The 18,836-nt window shown below is 71.5% G+C and carries 15 protein-coding genes; 8 read left to right on the top strand and 7 right to left on the bottom strand.

What is annotated here, in order from left to right:
- The first annotated feature begins 25 nt into the window (after window positions 1-25).
- From EJ913_RS01900 to EJ913_RS01875, 6 genes are read left to right on the top strand one after another with little or no spacing between them, the layout of a single operon-like run.
- Entirely contained in the window at window positions 26-628 is a 603-nt protein-coding gene (locus EJ913_RS01900) for a DUF3261 domain-containing protein (protein ID WP_126994276.1), read from the top strand.
- Window positions 625-1,845 carry a beta-ketoacyl-[acyl-carrier-protein] synthase family protein gene (locus tag EJ913_RS01895; RefSeq protein WP_244939208.1) on the top strand — a complete coding sequence of 407 codons (1,221 nt, stop codon included), beginning with the start codon at window positions 625-627 and terminating at the stop codon, window positions 1,843-1,845. Before EJ913_RS01900 ends, EJ913_RS01895 begins: the two co-directional genes overlap by 4 nt.
- Entirely contained in the window at window positions 1,842-2,336 is a 495-nt protein-coding gene (locus EJ913_RS01890; RefSeq protein ID WP_126994275.1) for a hotdog family protein, read from the top strand. Before EJ913_RS01895 ends, EJ913_RS01890 begins: the two co-directional genes overlap by 4 nt.
- Window positions 2,336-3,061: a 3-ketoacyl-ACP reductase FabG2 gene (locus EJ913_RS01885; protein WP_126994274.1), complete on the top strand. Its 726-nt coding sequence runs from the start codon at window positions 2,336-2,338 to the stop codon at window positions 3,059-3,061. Before EJ913_RS01890 ends, EJ913_RS01885 begins: the two co-directional genes overlap by 1 nt.
- Window positions 3,061-4,284: a beta-ketoacyl-ACP synthase gene (locus EJ913_RS01880; protein ID WP_126994273.1), complete on the top strand. Its 1,224-nt coding sequence runs from the start codon at window positions 3,061-3,063 to the stop codon at window positions 4,282-4,284. The genes EJ913_RS01885 and EJ913_RS01880 overlap by 1 nt, the downstream gene beginning before the upstream one ends.
- A gap of 28 nt (window positions 4,285-4,312) precedes the next feature.
- A complete protein-coding gene (locus EJ913_RS01875; protein WP_126994272.1) occupies window positions 4,313-4,765 on the top strand; it encodes a beta clamp domain-containing protein in 453 nt (150 codons plus the stop codon).
- A 166-nt stretch (window positions 4,766-4,931) separates the two neighbouring features.
- Here EJ913_RS01875 and EJ913_RS01870 read toward each other — a convergent pair whose 3' ends face one another.
- On the bottom strand, window positions 4,932-6,611 hold the full coding sequence (locus tag EJ913_RS01870; RefSeq protein ID WP_185909649.1) for a glycosyltransferase family 2 protein: 1,680 nt from the start codon (window positions 6,609-6,611) through the stop codon (window positions 4,932-4,934).
- Window positions 6,612-6,845: 234 nt separating this feature from the next.
- On the opposite strand from EJ913_RS01870, the gene EJ913_RS01865 reads away from it, so the two are divergent.
- Window positions 6,846-8,390, top strand: coding sequence for a phytoene desaturase family protein (locus EJ913_RS01865; protein ID WP_185909648.1), 1,545 nt, complete (start codon window positions 6,846-6,848; stop codon window positions 8,388-8,390).
- A 16-nt stretch (window positions 8,391-8,406) separates the two neighbouring features.
- Here the strand turns inward: EJ913_RS01865 and EJ913_RS01860 are convergent, their stop codons facing one another.
- Complete coding sequence (locus EJ913_RS01860; RefSeq protein WP_244939220.1) at window positions 8,407-9,501, bottom strand: alpha/beta fold hydrolase; 1,095 nt, start codon at window positions 9,499-9,501, stop codon at window positions 8,407-8,409.
- Window positions 9,502-9,899: 398 nt separating this feature from the next.
- On the opposite strand from EJ913_RS01860, the gene EJ913_RS01855 reads away from it, so the two are divergent.
- Window positions 9,900-10,394 (top strand): hypothetical protein, encoded by a 495-nt coding sequence (locus tag EJ913_RS01855; protein WP_126994268.1) that lies wholly within the window; start codon window positions 9,900-9,902, stop codon window positions 10,392-10,394.
- A 153-nt stretch (window positions 10,395-10,547) separates the two neighbouring features.
- Here EJ913_RS01855 and EJ913_RS01850 read toward each other — a convergent pair whose 3' ends face one another.
- Genes EJ913_RS01850 through tssJ form a run of 5 tightly spaced genes read right to left on the bottom strand, consistent with a single transcriptional unit; the run spans window position 10,548 to window position 18,806 of the window.
- Window positions 10,548-10,997, bottom strand: a complete 450-nt coding sequence (locus EJ913_RS01850) for an ATP-binding protein (RefSeq protein WP_126994267.1) — start codon at window positions 10,995-10,997, stop codon at window positions 10,548-10,550.
- A gap of 58 nt (window positions 10,998-11,055) precedes the next feature.
- Window positions 11,056-13,062 (bottom strand): serine/threonine-protein kinase, encoded by a 2,007-nt coding sequence (locus tag EJ913_RS01845; protein WP_126994266.1) that lies wholly within the window; start codon window positions 13,060-13,062, stop codon window positions 11,056-11,058.
- The gene (tssM, locus tag EJ913_RS01840; protein WP_126994265.1) at window positions 13,044-16,700 is read right to left on the bottom strand and encodes a type VI secretion system membrane subunit TssM; all 3,657 of its coding nucleotides are present in this window, start codon (window positions 16,698-16,700) and stop codon (window positions 13,044-13,046) included. The genes EJ913_RS01845 and tssM overlap by 19 nt, the downstream gene beginning before the upstream one ends.
- 4 nt (window positions 16,701-16,704) lie before the next feature.
- Window positions 16,705-18,243: a type IVB secretion system protein IcmH/DotU gene (gene icmH, locus EJ913_RS01835; RefSeq protein ID WP_126994264.1), complete on the bottom strand. Its 1,539-nt coding sequence runs from the start codon at window positions 18,241-18,243 to the stop codon at window positions 16,705-16,707.
- The gene (gene tssJ, locus EJ913_RS01830; RefSeq protein WP_244939219.1) at window positions 18,240-18,806 is read right to left on the bottom strand and encodes a type VI secretion system lipoprotein TssJ; all 567 of its coding nucleotides are present in this window, start codon (window positions 18,804-18,806) and stop codon (window positions 18,240-18,242) included. The genes icmH and tssJ overlap by 4 nt, the downstream gene beginning before the upstream one ends.
- Between the last annotated feature and the right edge of the window lie 30 nt (window positions 18,807-18,836).

The following is an 18,836-nucleotide window of genomic DNA, read 5'->3' as shown; positions in this document are numbered from 1 at the left end:
TGCCGAGGATGGTGGGTAAAGGGTCATGACGTCGAAAAAAGGGCTTTTGGCCCTCCTGTTGCTGCTCGGCGGCTGCGCCGGCCTGCCGCCCGCCGCCGGGTCCGCCGCCGGGGACGACCCCCGCGCGCCGCTGGTTGCGCCCGACGCGCGGATCGCGCTGCCGCGCCCGGCCGACCTCGGCCGCAGCGTGGAGGTGGCGCAGCTCATCACGGTGCGGCGCGAGGGTCAGACCTTCGCGTTCGAAGGTCACATGAGCGTGACGCCGGAGGCGTTTACCCTGGTCGGTCTCGATGGCATGGGCCGGCGGACGATGACCCTGACCTGGACCGACGCGGGCATCCAATCCGAAAGCGCGCCCTGGCTGCCCGATGCGGTGCGGCCGGGCAGCATGCTGGCCGACATCGTCCTGCTCTACTGGCCCGACGCGGCGGTGCGCAAGGCGCTGGCCCCGGTGGGCGGCACGCTGGCGTCCGACGACCACACGCGCAGCATCCGCGTCGGCGGGCGCGACCTGATGGAGGCCAAGCACAGCTGGAGTTCCGGCGGGCCGTGGACCGGCACCCTGCACTATACCAACCGCGCCTGGGGCTACGAGATCGACGTGCAGTCGGTGGAGACGCCCCGGTGACGCGGGCAGCGTTCGGCATTCCGGCCATGGGGCTGGCGACGCCGCTCGGCAAGGACCGCGCGACGGTCGCGCGCGCCCTGTTCGCGGGGAGCCGCGACGGGCTGGTGCCGCGCGACGACCTGATCCCCGGCCGCACGGTCCGGGTCGGCGCGGTGGCCGATCCGCTGCCGCCGATCCCGGCGGCGCTGGAACCGCTGGGTTCCCGCAACAACCGCCTGATGCTGGCCGCGCTGGAGCCGATCGCCGACGCGGTCGGCGCGGCGGCGTCGCGCTTCGGCCGCGACCGGATCGGCGTGGTGCTCGGCACCAGCACCTCGGGCATCGCCGAGGGGGAGGAGGCCTTCGCCGCGCTGCGCCGCGACGGGTCCTGGCCGCCCGGCTTCCATTACCGCCGGCAGGAGACCGGCGCGCTGGCCGACTTCGTCGCCCGCGTCCTGGGCCTGACCGGCCCGGCCTACACGGTGGCGACCGCCTGCTCGTCGAGCGGCAAGGCCTTCGCCTCGGCGCGGCGGCTGATCGCGGCGGGCCTGTGCGACGCCGTCGTCGTCGGCGGGGCGGACACGCTGTGCCGCATGACGGTCGGCGGCTTCACCGCGCTGGAGGCGGTGTCGGCGGATCTCTGCCACCCGTTCAGCGCCAACCGGGACGGCATCACCGTCGGCGAGGCGGCGGCGGCCTTTTTGCTGACCCGCGAGCCGGCGCCGATCCAGCTTCTGGGCGTCGGCGAAAGCTCCGACGCGCACCACGTCAGCGCGCCCGACCCGGAGGGGCAGGGCGCGGAGCGGGCGATGCGCGCGGCGCTGGAGGATGCGGGGCTCGCGGCGTCGGACATCGCCTGGATCAACCTGCACGGTACCGGCACCGCGCTCAACGATTCGATGGAGGGCAAGGCGGTCCACCGGATCTTCGGCTCCACGACGCCCTGCGCCTCGACCAAGGGGATGACCGGCCACACGTTGGGGGCCGCCGGGGCCTGCGAGGCGGCCTTCCTGTGGCTCGCCCTGTCGGCGGAGGACAACCCAGACGGGCTGCTGCCGCCGCATGTGTGGGACGGCGTTGCCGATCCGGCGATCCCGCCGCTCGCCCTCACCGGACCGGGCGCCAGGCTGGATGGTCCTCTGGCCGACCCGCGCGCGCGGGCGGCGATGCTCAGCAACTCCTTCGCCTTCGGCGGCAGCAACGTGGCGCTGGTGCTGGCGCGGGGGGATTGGTCGTGACGGCGGAACTGGCGTTGGAACTCCTGCCCTGCCCCTGGCCGATGGAGCAACTGCTGCCCCACGCCCCGCCGATGATTTTGCTCGATCGGGTGCTGTCCCGCCACGCGGCGCGGCTGACGGCCGGCGTGACGGTGCGGCCGGACGCGCCCTTCTTCCGGGCCGGGCGCGGCATCGCCGCCCACATCGCCATCGAGTGGATGGCCCAGGCCTGCGGCGCCTTCGTCGGCGCCGTGGCGCTGGAGGCTGGCGGGCCGGTGCGGCTGGGCTTCCTGCTGGGAAGCCGCGACTTCCACGCGGCCCGGAACTGGTTCCCGGAGGGGGAGACGCTGACCGTCTCGGTCGCGCCGCACTACCAGGACGGCGAGATGGCGGTGTTCGACTGCGTCGTCGCGACGCAGGACGAAACCCCGGTGGCGACGGCGCAACTCACGCTGTACCAACCCGTGGATGCGGCGGCGTTGCTCGCCAGCCAGGGCGTGAGGATGAAGTGATGACGAAGACGATCCTGGTCACCGGCGCCAGCAAGGGCATCGGCCGCGCCGTGGCGGTCCGGCTGGCGCGCGACGGCTTCACCGTGGCGGTGCATTACGGCCGCGACGCCGAGGGCGCGGCGGACACGCTGGCGACGATCCAGGCGGCCGGCGGCGAGGGGCGGGTGCTCGGCTTCGACATCGCCGACCGAGCCGCCTGCTTGGCCGCGCTGGAGGCCGACATGGCGGCGCACGGCGTGCCCTACGGCGTGGTGCTGAACGCCGGCATCGCCCGCGACACCGCCTTTCCGGCGATGACGGACGAGGATTGGGATTCGGTGCTCGGCACCAACCTCGACGGCTTCTACAACGTGCTGCGGCCGCTGGTCATGCCGATGGTCTCGGCCCGGCGCGGCGGGCGGATCGTCACCTTGTCCTCGGTGTCGGGCCTGATGGGCAACCGCGGGCAGGTCAACTACAGCGCCGCCAAGGCCGGCATCATCGGCGCCACCAAGGCGCTGGCCATCGAGCTGGCCAAGCGGAACATCACGGTCAACTGCGTGGCGCCCGGCGTGATCGAGACGCAGATGACCGAGGACGCCCCGCTCGACGAGGCGCTGAAGCTGGTGCCGATGCGCCGCGTCGGCCGTCCGGAGGAGGTCGCGGGGGCGGTCTCCTTCCTGTGCTCGGACGACGCCGGCTATGTGACGCGGCAGGTGATTTCGGTGAACGGGGGAATGTTCTGATGCGTCGCGTGGTCGTCACGGGGATGGGCGGGATCACCGCCCTGGGGCAGGATTGGCCCACCATCCGCGCCCGCATGGAAAAGGGGGAGACGGCCGTCCGCAGCATGCCGGAATGGGACCGCTTCCACGGTATCAACACCCGGCTGGCGGCGCCCGTGCTGGACTTCGAGGCCGGGGGCCGCTACCCGCGCAAGAAGACCCGCACCATGGGGCCGGTCGCGCTGATGGCGGTCTACGCCGCCGAGCGCGCGCTGGCCGATTCCGGGCTGCTGGACAATCCGGTGGTCCGCTCGGGCCGCACCGGCATCGCCTTCGGCTCCTCCTTCGGCAGCCCGGCGCCGGTCATCGCCTTTGCCGAGCTGATGACGCAGGGGATGTCCAAGACCCTGAACGCCACCAGCTACATCCAGATGATGAGCCACACGGCGGCGGTGAACATCGGCCTGTTCTTCGGCGTCACCGGCCGCATCATCCCGACCTCCAGCGCCTGCACCTCGGGCAGCCAGGGCATCGGCTACGGCTACGAGGCGATCCGCTGGGGCAAGGCCGACGTGATGATCGCGGGCGGCGCCGACGAGCTGGACGTCACCGAATCGGCCGTGTTCGACACGCTCTACGCCACCTCGACCATGAACGACCAGCCGCATCGGTCGCCGCGCCCCTACGACCGCGACCGCGACGGGCTGGTGATCGGCGAGGGCGCCGCGACGCTGATCCTGGAGGAGCGCGAGCACGCCCTGGCGCGCGGCGCGCGCATCCACGCCGAGGTGGTCGGCTTCGCCTGCAACTCCGACGGCAACCACGTCACCCAGCCTCAGGCGGAGACGATGGAGATCGCGCTGCGCATGGCGCTGGAGGACGCGGGGCTGGGCGCCGAGGCCATCGGCTTCGTCAGCGGCCACGGCACGGCTACCGAATGGGGCGACATCGCCGAAACCAAGGCCACCCACGCGGTGTTCGGCGGCGGCACGCCGCTCCACTCGCTGAAGAGCTATTTCGGCCATTCTCTGGGCGCCTGCGGGGCGATGGAGGCTTGGCTCGGCATCGAGATGATGCGCGAGGGCTGGTTCCCGCACACCGCCAACCTCGACGTGGTGGACGAGCGCTGCGCCCCGCTGGACTACGTGATGGGCGAGGCGCGCCGGGTGGAGACCGATCACCTGATGTCCAACAACTTCGCCTTCGGCGGCATCAACACGTCGCTGATCTTCCGCCGGACGTGATGCCTTCTTTTCAAGCCGGGAATTGAAAATGACGCGATTTCAGACCATCGCCCTTTCCGCCACCCTGCTCACCGGTCTTTGTGCCGCCGTCCCCGCCTTGGCGCGGGACGAGCACAAGCTGTTCGGCATCCAGGACGCCCTGACCACGCCGGAGGCCCTCGAGCGTCTCGACAAGGGCGTTAAGCTCTATTTCGGCAAGCAGAAGACACCGAAGGTCGTCAAGACCATCGGCGAGTGGAAGACCAACAAGAAGACCAACGCCGTCGGCAAGTCCGACCAGAAAGCCTGCGAGTGGGTGTTCCTGAGCGCCGTGATCGCCCTGCAGGAGCGTGCCCGCCAGGAGGGCGGCAACGCGGTCGTGAACATCAAGAGCAACTACAAGAACGTCGAGCAGAGCAGCGACACCGAATACACCTGCGGGGCCGGGTCGATCATGGCCGGCGTCGCCCTGGTCGGCACGGTCGTCACGCTCGGCAAGTAAGCGGAAGCGGGAGGGAGCAGCTACGCTTGCCCCCTCCCTAACCCTCCCCCGCTTCGCGGGAGAGGGGACTGACGCCGAGCGCCGCCAAGCATCCGACCCCCTCTCCCGCCGAAGGCGGGGGAGGGATGGGGAGGGGGTAACCGCAGCAGGATTTCCGCAACTATGCTCAGGGCTTCTCCGGACCGGACGGCGCCCAGAAGTCGAAGAAGTTGAACCATTGCAGCGGCGCCTTGAGGCAGTGATGCTCGAACCGCGCCGCGTAGCGGGACGCCAGCTCGGTCAGCGCCTGGTCCTTGTTGCGGCGCGGCAACTCCACGCGGTCGGCGAACTTCTCGAAGCTCACGCGGTGGCCGTCGCCCTCGCGCAGGCAGAACATCAAATAGACCGGGCAGCCCATCAGGGCGGCCAGCACGTAGGGACCGTGCGAGAACGGGGCGTCCTCGCCCAGGAAGGGGACGCGGCTGGTGCGGCCCTGTCCGCCCACCGGGGTGCGGTCCCCGGCGATGGCGATCCATTCGCCCCGCTCGATCCGGTCCTTGAGGGCGATGGCGGTCTCCGGGCCGATCTCGGTGACCTGGATGGTGTGGTCGGCCACGTCGGGTCGGACCGAGCGCAGCAGGCGGTTGTAGTGCACGGCGTGCCGGGTGTGCAGCAGAACGTTGATGTTCTTGCGGAACTGATCGGCCAAGCGGGCGCGGGACAGCTCGGCGTTGCCGAGATGCGAGACGATCAGAAGCACGCCCTTGCCCTCGGCGGCGAGACGGTCGAGATCCTCGTCGCCCTCCACCGTGATCGGGCCGATGCGCTCCGGCGCCGACCACGCGATGAAGACGTTCAGCGCCTTGTCCGCGAAGCTCATATAATGGCGCAGCCCGTCCCGCCAGCGCGGCGGCGGCCGCCCGCTGCGCGCGTTCACCCGCGCCAGATAATCCAACGAACTGCGCCGCCCCTTGGAATCGCTCAGGTAGAAATAAGTGACGACCACGCCCAACAAAGCCATGCAGCCGGGGCGGCCGAACACCGCGTAGATCAGCTTGGCGAGTTGCATCCCCAGATAGGCGCCGCGCTCGCCGAGCGCCGCCCAGTGCCCGCTGCCCTCCCTCGCAAGAGCGGGCGGACGGTTGCGCAGGATGCTGGGGAGGCGCAGGAGCAGGGTCAGGCAGAGCCGCGTGTGCATCACGGTCAGCAGCCAGTTGTCGCGCAGCATCCGGAAGTTCGAGGTGTTGCCGGTCGGGTAGGCCACCTTGACCGGAACGTGGAGGGTGGGGACCCCCCGCCAGAACAGCCGCACCATGATTTCGGTGTCGAAGTCCATGCGCCGGCCAATGCGTTCGCGGTCGGCCACGTCCAGCGTCGCGGCCACCGGGTAGACGCGGAAGCCGCACATGCTGTCGGCGATGCGCAGCGACAGGGTCTCGACCCAGACCCAGACATGCGTCAGCCAGCGCCCGATCCGGCGGGCGCGGGGAACCGATTGGTCATAGACCGGGCGCCCGCTGATCAGCGCCTCCGGATGGGCACGGGCGGTGTCGAGCAGGCTGTCCAGGGCGTCGAGGTCGTGCTGGCCGTCGGCGTCGACCTGCACGGCGTGGCTGTAGCCCTGCGCGGCGGCGAGCCGCAGCCCGGCGACGACCGCCGCCCCCTTGCCCCCGTTGGTCGTCCGGCGCAGCACCTGGACGCCGTTGCCGGGGTCGTGGAACGCGGCGATGGCGGACTGCGACGGTTCGTCGCTTCCGTCGTCGACGACGATGACGGGCAGGCCATGGCCGCGCAGGGTCGCCAGGATCGCTCCCAGAACCGTGTGGTGGTTGCGGCTGGGCACCACGGCGCAGGGCTTGAAAGTCATGCTCACTCCGGAACGGGATCGGCGTTCGACGCCCCCGGACGGCGGGCAGCCCGTGGTAGCGCAGCCCCCACGGAGCGTCAAGGCGCCGGAGAAGCGCCGGGAGCGCGCAAATTCTGGTGTGGGCGCCCGGATGTGGTGTAGGAAAAACGCAGGCATCGATCTTTCGGTTTCACCGTCGCCCCGGACTCCATGCACAGCCTCCGCTCCTCCGGCCGCGCCTCCTCGGCTTGGCCCATGCCCGTGTTCGGACCCTGGCCGGCCGAGGACGACCGGCACCACGTCATCGTCGTCGGCGCCGGGATGGGCGGCCTGTCGGCGGCGGCCGTGCTTGCCCGTCGCGGGCTGAAGGTGCTGGTGGTCGAGGCGCACGACCGCCCCGGCGGGTTCTGCTCCTCCTGGGTCCGCAAGGTGCGCGGCCGGGACGGGGTTCCCGGACGCTACGTGTTCGACGCCGGGGTGCAGGACATCGGCGGCCTCGGCCCGCGCGGGCCGCTGCGGCGGCTGCTGGGCGAGTTGGAGCTGGACGGGTGCATCGACTGGCGCCGCGTGTCCCACCGCTACGTCCAGGGCGGGGTGCAACTCGACATTCCCGACGACCCGGCGGAACTGGTGCCGCGCCTCCGCGCCCTGTTCCCGGCGCAGGCCACCGGCATTGCCGGCTTCTTCGCCGAGATCGCCGCCGTCTACCGCGACCTCTACGCCGACGTGGACGAGACCGGCGGGGTGCCGACGCGCCCCACGACCTCGGCGGCCATGCTGTCCTGGCCGGCCCGCCACCCGCACGCCTGGCGCTGGATGCAGCGCTCCTACGGCGAGATGCTCGACTCCTTCCTCACCGACGACCGGTTGAAGGCGCTGCTGACGACCATCGCGGAATACGTCACCGACCGGCCGGACTGCCTGAGCGTCGCCGAGATGGCCCCGCTGTTCGGCTATTACCTGGAAGGCGGCTACTACCCGGCCGGTGGGTCGCAGCGGCTGCCCGACCTGCTGCGCGCGATCGTCGAGGAGCAGGGTGGGCGCGTGCGGCTGAAGACCCGCGTCACCGACATCCTGGTGGAGAACGGGCGCGTTGCCGGCGTCGCCACCGCCGGCGGCGTCATCCACCGCGCGCCGGTGGTGGTGGCGAACGCCGACGTGGTCGCCACCCTGACCGACCTGCTCGACCCCGGCCACCTGCCGGCCCGCCTCGCGCAACGGCTGCGCGGCCTGCGGCGCGGCCCCTCGGCGGTGCTGGTCAGCCTCGCGCTGGACACGCTGCCCGACCTGCCGCCGCGCGTCTTCCTGACCGCCCAGGGGCTGGAGTTCGGCATCGGCAACCCGAGCGTCATCGATCCGTCGCTCGCACCGCCGGGCCACGCTGCGCTCACCATGCTGCGCCTGCTGCCGGAGGACGAGGCGGCCGGCTGGTTCGGACAGAACACCGCCGACTACCGCGCCCGCAAGGAGGCGGTCACCGACCGCCTGATCGCTGCGGCGGAGACGGTCATTCCCGGCTTGCGTGGTCACATCCTCTACCGGCAGACGGCCAGCCCGACGACCTTCACCCGCTACGCGTCGACCCGCAACGGCAACATCTACGGGGCGGCGCGCGGCCAATGGTGCCCGCCGATCACGGCGCCGGTTCCGGGGCTGATGCTGGTGGGCGGCGGCGTCCAGAACGGGCCGGGGGTGGAGGCCGTGGTGATCTCCGGGATGACCGCCGCCAACCGCATCACCGGCGTTCTCGGCGAGGCCGGGAACGCGGAAGGCGCGTCCGCCCTGGAAATGGCCTCCTGACCGGAGCCTTTTCCGCTCAACGCTTCGCGGCGGTCCGGCCGAACGCGCAGCCCTTCGCCGGGGTCAGCAGCAGCTGCGGGCAGGCGCGGGCGCGCGCGTCCGCCCCGGAGGGCAGCGGGGCGTCGGGCGCCAGCACCCAGCTCGCGATGTCGGCGCTGACCCGGTCGCCGTTCAGCGACCGCATGAGCAGATGCCGCCCCCCCTCGTAGAAGGCGAGCTTGGGTCCCGGCGACGACTTCGTCGTCATGCGGCGCAGGAGCGCGGCGATGCCGTCGCGGGGCACATGCCCGTCGAGGTCGCCCAGCAGCAGCAGGGTCGGCAGCGTCACCTTGGCCGCTGATGCCTGCGCGTCGCGCATCAGGTCGACGATCCCGGCCAGCGTGTCGAAACGGGTCTGGTGGATGATCAGCTTGTCCTCGCGGATGCGCTTCAAGGCGACGGGGTCGTCGGTGGAGGCGTTCTTCGTGGATAGCGGCGGGGCGGTCCAGCCCGGCGCCAGGGCGCCCATCACCACCGAGGCGGCGCGGACCACGGCGGCCCGCGCGCCCACGCCCCAGATGGCCGGGGCCGACAGCACGAGGCCCGACAGCAGCCCCGGCTCCGCCCGCGCCGCCGCCAGCACGGCGACGGCCCCCCCCATGCTCTCGCCCAGGAGGAAGACCGGAATGCCGGGGTGCCGCGCCCGCGCCAGCCGGGCGAGCACGAGGGCATCGCCGGCCATGCGGTCGCCGCCGTACCAGCGGCCGCGCCGGACGGCTTGGCCGAACCCGCGCTGGTCGAGGGCGTAGGTGGTGATGCCGGCCTTCTCCCAGAGGCGCGCCGGCCGGTCGAAGACGTTGCCGTAGTCGTTCATGCCGTGCACCGCGACCACGACCGCCCGCACCGGTCCGTCGGCGGTCCAACTGTGGAGCGGCAGGCTCACCCCGTCGTCGGCCGTCAAGGTGTCGGCGCCCAGAGCGGCGCCCAGGATGTAGGGTGCGGCCGCCGGCGCGGCCGGTACGGCCGGCGCAGAGGCGGCGCTGGACGCGGGCGGTGACCTCGTCGGCACGCAGGCGGCGAGCGCCGCCAGCAACAGAACGGCAAAACCGGTCTTGAACACGCGACCAATCACCAAGCCCCGGCTCCCAATTCGGAAAACTCACGCTCAAGTGACGGTTGTTTCGCAAGGATCAACCCAGGCGTCATTCAGAATTTTGGCATAGACCGCTCCGTGGGAGCGGCGGGCGCGGTGTGGCATCCGCCTGGGAAAGAGAAATTCCGTGTGGATGCTCAAGTGAAGTTGTCCGAACAGGCAACACCAGGCCGAATGACGTAAGAGTATCGATGCGTGGCTCCTGTGAAGGGTTACAAATTCCCCGTCATGCGCGGCTTGCCCACGCGTCCCATCTTACATTCCCGGTCGAAAGGAGTACGATCGTATCTTGAACCGCCACTCATCGCCGCGAGAGCCTCATGCCAGCACAAACCGGAGATATTGTTTTCTTTCCAGGCAAGGCCGGCCACATCGGCATGTTCTATGATCGGGACCGAATCATCCACGCCACGAATTCCGAGAATTTCCATCTCGTCGACAATCTGGTGACGGATGGCGGCAAGATGGGCTACCGGACGAACAAGGCGTTCCGCCCCCCCTGGTCGAAGCTGGCGGCGGGGCAGGAGGAGATCCGCAAGGCCGAACTGCGGCGGATCGCCGACAAGATGAAGGACATCTCGACCTATGGCCTGTACCGCGCGTTCCGCCTCTTCGCCGGCAACAGCACCTTCGGTCCCGAGGCGGAAAAGCGGCTGAACAAGTACCGCGCGCGCCTCGACGGCACGGCCACCGACGCGGACCGCAAGTTCATCACGCACATCACCTGCTCGGAAGCGGTGATGCTGACCTACCAACTGGCGTTCCCCAACCGCGAAGCCCCGTTCTTCATCCTGCTGGACGCGGCGCACACCATGCCGTCCACGCTGGTCAACTGGCTGCAGAAGAACGGCTGGGAGGCGGTCAGCGTCTAGGGGGACGAGCTCGTTTGCCCCCACCCCGGCCCTCCCCCGCTGGGCAGGGGAGGGGGACAGGAGCTTTGTCGGGATGCTGCGGCAGTCCCCTCCCCCGCCCAGCGGGGGAGGGTTAGGGAGGGGGCAACCGTGGCCGCATTCACCCAATCCCGCTCAGGGAAGCTCCGCCATCGGCGCCAGCGTCTTCGCCAGCACCACGAGGTTGCGGTTCCCGTTCCGGCGGTAGGCGGCGTGGTCCATGGTCTTCCGGACCAGGAACACACCCAGCCCGCCGACGCGGCGCTCGTCGATGTCGGCGCTGAGGTCGGGCGGCGGCGCCTCCTCGAAGGGGTTGAAGGCTTCGCCGTCGTCCTCGACCTCGGCCCGCATCTCGGTGCCGTCGGTGCTCAGGCGCACATGGATGTCATGCGGGCCGCCGTCCTTGTAGCCGTAGGACACCGTGTTGGTGATCAGCTCGTCGAAGCAGAGGTTGAACGTGAAGGCGAGGCCGGGCGGCAGGTCGTTGCGCTCGATGAAGGCCTCGACCTCGGCGGCGAGCCTCTCCAGCTCGGCCAGATCGTTGACCAGCACCAGCTCGACCCGGTTCTCATTGCCTTCGCCCATGCCGCCGTTCCCTTCCGGTTGATCCCGAACCCCAAAGACCGCCGCAGCCCGGCTCCCCTCAATCCACCCCGGCCACGGCCCAGCGGCGCAACGCGCTCACGGCGATGCGCTCCACCTCGGTCCATCCCAGGCTGCCGGCCATCTCGGCCAGCGCGACCAGCCGGGGGCGGGCGCCGGTGTCGCCGACCGGCGCGTTGCCGAGATCGGCGGTGAGGCCGGCGACGAGACCGTAGAGCATGCTCGACAGCCCGCGCATCAGCGGCGCGCAATCCGCCGCCGTCAGCCGCGTCGCGAACAGGTAAAGCTGCCCGACGCCGCGCAGCCGGGCGGCGAAGCTGTCGGCGGAGCCGCCGCCGGCCGCCACCTCGCCGCGCAGTTCCTCCACCGACAGGGTGGCGAAGCGGCCGGCGGCGGCGATGAACTCGGCCACCGCGTCCTGCGGCAGGCCGCCGGTGGCGTGCGCTTGGCCGCCGGTCTCGAACAGGCGCTGGGCCATGACGATCAGCTCCTCGATGTTGGCGAGGATGATCGCCACGCCGAAGCGGGCCAGCCCGTCGTTGCCGTCGGTGCAGGCGCGCAGGATCTGGGTGACCTTACGAATGACCTGCACGGCGAACATCAGCATCGCGGTGCGGCTGTTGTTCAGCTCGGCGTCGGCCCCCAGCTCCTCCAGCGCGTGCTGGAGGATTTCCAGCCGCAGGAAGTCGAGCGAGAGCATCTGGATGTCCGGGTTGTCCCCGTCCATCAGCACCATGTTCAACTGGCCGGAATAGAGGAAGAAGCGGCCCGACAGGTCGAAGGCGATGCGCGCGGCCGACATCCGCGCCCGGTCGGCGGCCGGCGTCCCGGCCAGCGCGCGGGTCAGGGCCGCGAACAGGCGCACCATCGGCATCCAGTCGCGCCGCTGGGCCGAGGGCAGGGCGCGCGGGGCCGGGGTCGCGGCGACGATCAGCTCGGCCAGCGGCTCCACCCCGGCGCCGAGCAGGATCGACTGCCAGCGCGAATCGTCCCCCTGGCCGGCCGGCCAGTCGCGCAGCAGCGCCAGCAGATGGCCGAGACTCCGCTCGTCCAGCGGGGTGGCGGGGATCGCGCGCAGCGCCGCCTCCACCGCCGCCGCCAGCGTGTCGCGGTCGAGGCGGGGCGCGGCCGACGTCTCGGCGTTGAGCAGCGTCGCCTCGGGCGCGGCCTGCGCCACGCGGGCGGTCGTTCCGGCGATGGCGAGGGCGCGGCGCAGCGCGTCGGCGAACTCCCCGGCGCTGGCGTAGCGGTCGGCCGGCGCCTTGGCCAGCGCCTTGAGGATCAGCGCGTCGAAGGGCGGCGGCAGGTCCGGGTTGCCCTGCGAGGGCGGCGGTGGCTCGACGAACAGGATCTGCTGCATCACCGTGGCTATGGAGCCAGAGAAGGGCCGCCGCTGCGCCAGCAGGTAGTAGAGCACGATCCCGGCGGAGAACAGGTCGCTGCGGGCGTCGGCCTTCTCGCCGCGCAGCACCTCCGGCGCCATGTAGGCGGGGGTGCCCAGCAGTTCGCCCGTCTGCGTCAGGTCGGAGGAGGAGACCTGCGCGATGCCGAAATCGGCCAGCTTGGGCGTCAGGTCGTCCTGCACCACGATGTTGGCCGGCTTGATGTCGCGGTGGATGACGTTGCGGGCGTGGGCGAAGGCCAGCGCGTCCAGCACCGCCAGCATGACGGTGCCGGCCTCCCGCGTGGACAGGCTGCGGTCGCCGTCGAGAAAATGCTTCAGCTCGTTGCCGCGGATCAGGTCCATGGCAAGGTAGGGCGCGCCGCCCTGTGCCGCGTCCAGCGCGCCGTAATCGCGCACGCGGACGATGTTGGGGTGGTCCAGCTTCATGCCGATCTGCGCCTCCCGCCCGAAGCGGGTGAGCACGGCGTCGCGCTCGGCGGCGGCCAGCAGTTCGCCGCGCAGCAGCTTCAACGCCACCTCGGCGCCGTCGCGCCCGTCGACGGCGCGGTAGACGACGCTCATCGCCCCCTGGCCCAGCACGCCGGCGATCCGGTAGGGGCCGATCGGGCCGGGCAGGGCCAGGGTCACAGCGCCGTCGGGCATCGGAAGTTTTCCATCAGGTTTTTGCCGAAGGGATTGTTGACGCTGTCGGCGCGGATGGCGAACAGCGCCTTGCGGGTGCCGACCGTCACCGCGAAGGTGAAGCGGTCGGGCTGCGGCGTGGTCTCCAGCGTGCCGTCGGCGAGGAAGCGGAACAAGGCCCACGGACCCTGGCGCGACAGCCCGGCCGGCTCGCCCGGCAGCGGCGGGCCGAAGCCCAGCCGCAGGCTGCTGGTGCCCTCGGCACCGGGCCACTTCATCACCTGCGGGCGGGGCGGGCCGTGCTGGTAGATCAGCATCTGGCCGTCCACGTCGAGCGCCACCTGGGTCGCCTTGGCGTCCAGCTCCACGGGCGTGATCTCGAACACCACCTTGGGGGCGGTGGCGCCGGCCGGGAACAGGCTGTCGCGGATGCGGGCGGCGCGCTCGAACTGCTCCAGCACCACCGGCGCGATGCCGAGATCGACCTGATCGACCTTCTGCCACGCCCAGGGGGTGACCGTCATGTCGACGAAGGGCCGCAGGTTGGTGTTGAAGAACTGGTCGATCATGCCGCCGGGCGCGAAGAGCCGGGCGAAATCGGCGTTGGTGACGTCGACCGGGCTGGTCCGCACCATCGGGAAGCGGTTGTCGAGCGCCGCCTTGCAGAAGGGCAGGACGGTGGACTGCCACGCCTTGTTGATCTGCGCCCGAGCGCCACCGACGCTGACCGAGGCCGAGGACTGCGCGACCGTGGCGACCATGCCGTCGATGGGGGCGGGCAGGTCGCGGGTCAGGCCGCGCAGCTGGGCGATCACCGCGCCCCGGTCGCCGCCGGCGCCGCTGAGGCCCGCCAGCAGCGCGCCGTTCTGGTCGGGGGAATTGGCCGCCCGCGCGATCTGCTGGTAGAGATCGCCCATCAGCTTCAGGATCTCGTCCAGCTTGGGCGGCGCCCCGTTCTCGCCCTGCACCAGGGTGCGGAGCGGCTGGAAATGGTCGTTGATCGGCTGGCCCGGCGGCGGACCGGCCGGCTGCAGCGACACCCCGGCCAGCCGCGCCAGATAGGCCGCGTTGGTCCCCGAGGCGTCGAGCGCCTTCTCCGCCGCCTGGGCCTGCTGCGCGACTCCGGCCAGCGGACCGCCGGCCACCGGGGCGGCGGGGCCTCCGGCAGCGGTGCCCTTGTCCTGCGGGCCGGGGGCCAGCGTCGTCTCGCGCACCATGGCGGTCAGCCACAGCTTGAGCGGCGATTGCGGGCCGGACAGGCTGTTCAGCACGTCGGCGGCCTGGTTCAGCCCGCGCAAGGGCACGATCACCACGTCGCCCAGCACCTCGTCCCACTGCCGCGCGTAGCGGTCGAGGTAGACGGCGAGGATGCCCTTCTCCAGCGTCTGGGCGCTGGCGAGCGCCTGCGGGCCGCTGCTCGGCTGGCCCAGCACCCAGTTCTCCTCGACCAGCGCCTTGGCGACCTTGGGCAGGGCCGGGAGAACCGCCTTGTGGAAGCCGTCGTAGGTGTAGAGGCCCGGCACCCCGTCCGACAGCGGCTTGCCCGACGGGCGGATCAGCACCCGCCCGGCCAGCGGCCCGGCCTGATCGACCAGACGCCAGTCGGAAAGGGCCTGAATCTCCGGCCGGTCGCGCAGGATGGCGAAGCCGCGCTCGGCCAGTGGGTAGCGGGTCAGGCTGACGCGGGCCTGCTCGACCAGATCCTCGTCGGACGGCAGGGCGGAGAGCGGCGCCGCCAGCAGCGCGTCGAGATGAAGGCGGAGATCCCGCCGCGCCGTCTCGTAGGCCGGGCCGGGCAGCGTCGCCAGCCAGTCGAGCGCCATCCAGTCCGACACCAGCGCCTTGTCGAGCGGCCCTTTGCCGGCCAGCATCAGATAGACCTTGAGCGCCTGGAACAGGTATTCCGGCCGGCCGCGCTCGCGGCGCAGCTGCTCCTCCAGCCGCAGGAAGACGCGCGGCAGCAGGGCGGTGCGCAGGGCGCGGTCGTAGACGGTCCCGCTCTGCCGGCCGAGCCGACCGCCCTGGTAGAGGCCGCCGGTCATCTCCAGCGGTGGCGGATCGGCCCAGCCGGCGGGGATGGCGCGTAGCGTGTTCAGCGGCGGCACGATGGCGGTGAAGTCGGTGTCGTCCACCTTGGTCAGCGAGCGCGGCGCGGTGGTCAGCGGCTCCAGCTCGGCGGCGGCCTTGGCGGCGGCGGCGTCGACCCCGGCGACCAGCGCCGCGTTGTTGGTGAAGCTGTTGGCCCAGAAGCCGGCCAGCCCCAGCCCGACCAGCAGCATCGCCAGCATCGCGCCGCCGCGCAGCAGGCGCCGTCGCCGCTCCATCCCGCCGTCCAGCCCGACCAGCCCGGCCTCGGCGAACACCACGTCGCGCAGGGTGCGGGTGAGGAAGAAACTGCGCCCGCCGCTGCCCGCCGGCAGCACCGGCCGGTCCAGCCCGAAGGAGCCGGCGACCAGCTCGTTCAGCCGGTCCACCGGCTGGCCGTCCTGGGTGCCGCTGGTCAGGTAGACGCCGCGCAGCAGGGGGGAGGATTCGTAGCGGTTGGGCTCGAAGATGACGCCCAGCAGATCGGTCAGCGCCGGTTTCAGCGCCGCGATCTGGGCCGGGAACAACGTGTCGAGCGAGCGGCGTTGGATGTCCGATTCGGCGTGGACGCGGTCGAGCACGCGCCGCGCGATGCGGTTGGTCAGCAGGTCGAACTCGACGGCGAAGCGGTGGACCGGGGCGTCGCCGTCCTTGCCCTTGCCGTCGTCGAGCGGGAAGGTCACGCCCCAGACCTGCTCGCGCTCCTCGCGGCTGAGGTCGTCGAAGAACTCGGCGAAGCCGGCGATCAAATCGGCCTTGGTCAACAGGACATAGACCGGCACGCGGGCGCCGACCTGCCCCCGCAGCTCCTTCAGGCGCAGCTTGAGCTGTTCGGCGTGGCCCTTGCGCTCGGCCTCGCTCCAGACGGCGAGGTCGGACAGGCTGACCGCCAGCAGGATGCCGTTCACCGGTTGGCGCGGGCGGTGCCGCTTCAGCAGGCCGATGAAGTTCTTCCACACCTTGGCGTCGATGGTGGGCTGGCTGTCCTGGGTGACGTAGCGTCCGGCGGTGTCGATCAGCACCGCGTCGTCGGTGAACCACCAGTCGCAGTTGCGGGTGCCGCCGAAGTTGCGCAGCGCCGCCCGTCCCATCTCGGGCGCCAGCGGGAAGCGCAGGCCGGAATTGGCCAGCGCCGTCGTCTTGCCGGCCCCCGGCGCCCCGATCAGCAGGTACCAGGGCAGTTGGTAGAGATAGCGCTGGCCCCAGCCGCCGCCGAAGCGCGCCTTGCGCAGCTGCTCCAGCGCCTCGCGCAGGCCGCCGCGCAGTTGGTCGGTCTCCTGGCCCACCGCGTCGGCGTCGGGATCGGCCTTGTCGGCACGGCTGCCAGCGGTGGCCAGCGCCTTCACCATGCGGTCGTTGGCGCTGCGGTGGCGGTAGAGCGACCACTGCATGGCGAGCGCCCAGACCAGCAGGATGCCGAAGACCACGGCCAGCCGGATCGTCGGATCCTCCAGCGGGAAGGCCCCGGCGACGGCGACCAGCGGGCCGAGGAACCAGACGATGGCGGCGAGGCAGAGCGCGCCGACCAGCGTCAGGAACCAGCGGGAGGTGAGGACGGACAGGATCGTTTTCATGGGATCAGGGAGCCAGCACGATGTCGATGCGGCGGTTGGCCTGCCGGCCCTGCGGCGTCGTGTTGGGGGCGATGGGGTCGGCGTCGCCGCGCCCCTCGGCGCTCAGGCGGCCGGCGCCGCCCAGCTTCTCGGCCAGCAGCTGGCGCACGCCCTCGGCCCGCGCCTCCGACAGCTCCTGGTTGGAGGGGTAGCGCAGGGAGCGGATGGCGACGTTGTCGGTGTTGCCGATCACCTGGATGCGGCCGGATTCGGTGCGGAACGCCTCGGCGACCCGGCCGAAGACCTCGCGGTAGCGCGGATCCACCCGGTCGCTGCCCGACGCGAAGACGTTGAGGCGCGTGCGCACGATGACCCGCCCGTCGCTCTCGCCGCTCACCTCGACCAGACCGGCCTTGACGTCGGCGGCCAGGAAGGCGGCGACGCGCTGCACGACGGTGCGGCTGGGCGGCGGAGCGGGCAGGGTGGCGGGGGCGGTGACGCGGGCGATCTCCACCGGTTTGTCGGGCATCAGGGCGAGGAGCCGGCGTTGCGCGGCGTCGGACTGGTCGGCGAGCGCGAAGACGAACCACGCGTAGAGCATCGCCAGCAGCGCCGCGACCAGCAGCGCCGGCAGCCACAGCGGGATCGCGGCGGCCAGCGGGCGAAAGCCATCGGCCACGCCGCGCCAATGCACCGACAGGTCGCGGTCGGCGTCGCCGCGCTGCTTGCGGATCACCCGGTACAGGCGGTCGCGCAGCCGTCCCAGCTCGCTGTACCCGCGCGGCATGACGCGGTACTTGCCCTCGAAGCCCAGCGACAGGCAGAGGTAGAACAGCTCCAGCTCGATCAGATGGCGGTCGGGCTGGTTGGCCATCTGGTCGAGCAGGTCGAAGAAGCGCTCGCCGCCCCAGGTCTCCTTCTGGATGGTGGAGACCAGGCTCTTGTGCGCCCACAGGCTCTGCCCGCCCCAGGGGGTCGCCAGCACCACGTCGTCCACCGTCGCGCAGAGCGCGTAGCCGGCGTTGCGGATCTGGGCGGCGGACAGGCCGGCGCGGGTCGCGGCGGCCTCGAAGTTCTGCACCTCGGCGGCGACGCGCTCGCGCAGCGACTCCACGTCGCGGTGCTGGGTCAGGTCGCGCACCCGCACCACCACCGACAGGATCGGCGCCGCCGCCGTCACCAGCGGGTTGTCGCTGACGGCGGCCAGCGCGGTCAGCGTCGCGTCGTCCAATGGGCGGTAGGCGCCGCCGTAGGACAGCGGGGCGGAGGCTGGCGCGGTCGCCGGTGCCGGCTTGGGCGCCGTGGGGAAGGCCGAGGGCGCCGTGAAGGCGGAGGGTGCCGTGAACGCGGACGGGGCGGCGAAGGGGGCCGGGGTGTAGCTGGTCTGCGACACGCCACCCTGCCCGAAGGCGGGGGGCGCCAGACCGGCCGGGTTTGCGGGCGCGCCGGGCGGCGCCGCCGGGTCGGCCGGGCGGCGGAACGCCTGCATCGGCTGCATCACCGTGGCGTCGATGTCGTCCGGTTCCTCGAACGGGTTCTTGTCGGGCGGCGGCCGGGGATTCATTCCGTCGCTCCCCCGGTCTTGAAGGGCGAGGAGGGCTTCTCCTCCGGCTCGGCTTCGGGCGGGGTCAGCGTGACCTTGCGGGCCTGCACGTCCAGCCGCCACTGGTTCTTGGTGTTGGGCAGGATCGGGGCCATCGCCCGCCAGCCCGCCTCCTCGTAGGCGCGGAAGGCGGCGGCGACGGCGATGGTCCGGGCGTCGGGCTTGGGCGCGATGGCGATGGTCTGGCTGCTTTCGGGCGCGACCGCGATCTCCTGCCGGTCGAGCAGGGTGGGGCCGAGCGTCGCCTTGTCCTGGTCGATGATCTGGAAGAAGTCGGCGTTGGCGAAGGCGTCGCTGGGGCCGAGCTGGTAGACGCGCAGCATCACCGGCGACGGGCGGTCGTTGGGGTCGGGGTTGAGGTCCTTCGCGCCGGTCACCGTCAACTCGACCGTGGTCGGCGTCGGCGGGGGCGGCGCCGACCCGCAGGCCGACAGCGCCAGCGGCACGGCCAGCGCAAGAGGAACGCCCAGGGACAGGGAACGCGCCGCCGTCCGTCGCCAAGCCCAGCCGGCCATCCTGCCCATCACGTCCGTTTTCCCATCATACCAACGGGT

Source organism: Azospirillum doebereinerae (assembly GCF_003989665.1).
Taxonomy (GTDB): Bacteria; Pseudomonadota; Alphaproteobacteria; order Azospirillales; family Azospirillaceae; genus Azospirillum; species Azospirillum doebereinerae.
The sequence above is the reverse complement of the archived record's forward strand: the minus strand, read 5'-3'. Positions and strand labels throughout refer to the sequence as shown.

Coding starts and splice junctions, on each gene's coding strand:
- EJ913_RS01845 (WP_126994266.1), bottom strand. CDS start 13,062: ATGCCCGACGGCGCTGTGACCCTGGCCCTGCCCGGCCCGATCGGCCCC.
- EJ913_RS01885 (WP_126994274.1), top strand. CDS start 2,336: ATGACGAAGACGATCCTGGTCACCGGCGCCAGCAAGGGCATCGGCCGC.
- EJ913_RS01880 (WP_126994273.1), top strand. CDS start 3,061: ATGCGTCGCGTGGTCGTCACGGGGATGGGCGGGATCACCGCCCTGGGG.
- EJ913_RS01900 (WP_126994276.1), top strand. CDS start 26: ATGACGTCGAAAAAAGGGCTTTTGGCCCTCCTGTTGCTGCTCGGCGGC.
- EJ913_RS01870 (WP_185909649.1), bottom strand. CDS start 6,611: ATGACTTTCAAGCCCTGCGCCGTGGTGCCCAGCCGCAACCACCACACG.
- icmH (WP_126994264.1), bottom strand. CDS start 18,243: ATGAATCCCCGGCCGCCGCCCGACAAGAACCCGTTCGAGGAACCGGAC.
- EJ913_RS01865 (WP_185909648.1), top strand. CDS start 6,846: ATGCCCGTGTTCGGACCCTGGCCGGCCGAGGACGACCGGCACCACGTC.
- EJ913_RS01875 (WP_126994272.1), top strand. CDS start 4,313: ATGACGCGATTTCAGACCATCGCCCTTTCCGCCACCCTGCTCACCGGT.
- EJ913_RS01855 (WP_126994268.1), top strand. CDS start 9,900: ATGTTCTATGATCGGGACCGAATCATCCACGCCACGAATTCCGAGAAT.
- EJ913_RS01850 (WP_126994267.1), bottom strand. CDS start 10,997: ATGGGCGAAGGCAATGAGAACCGGGTCGAGCTGGTGCTGGTCAACGAT.
- tssM (WP_126994265.1), bottom strand. CDS start 16,700: ATGAAAACGATCCTGTCCGTCCTCACCTCCCGCTGGTTCCTGACGCTG.
- tssJ (WP_244939219.1), bottom strand. CDS start 18,806: ATGGGCAGGATGGCCGGCTGGGCTTGGCGACGGACGGCGGCGCGTTCC.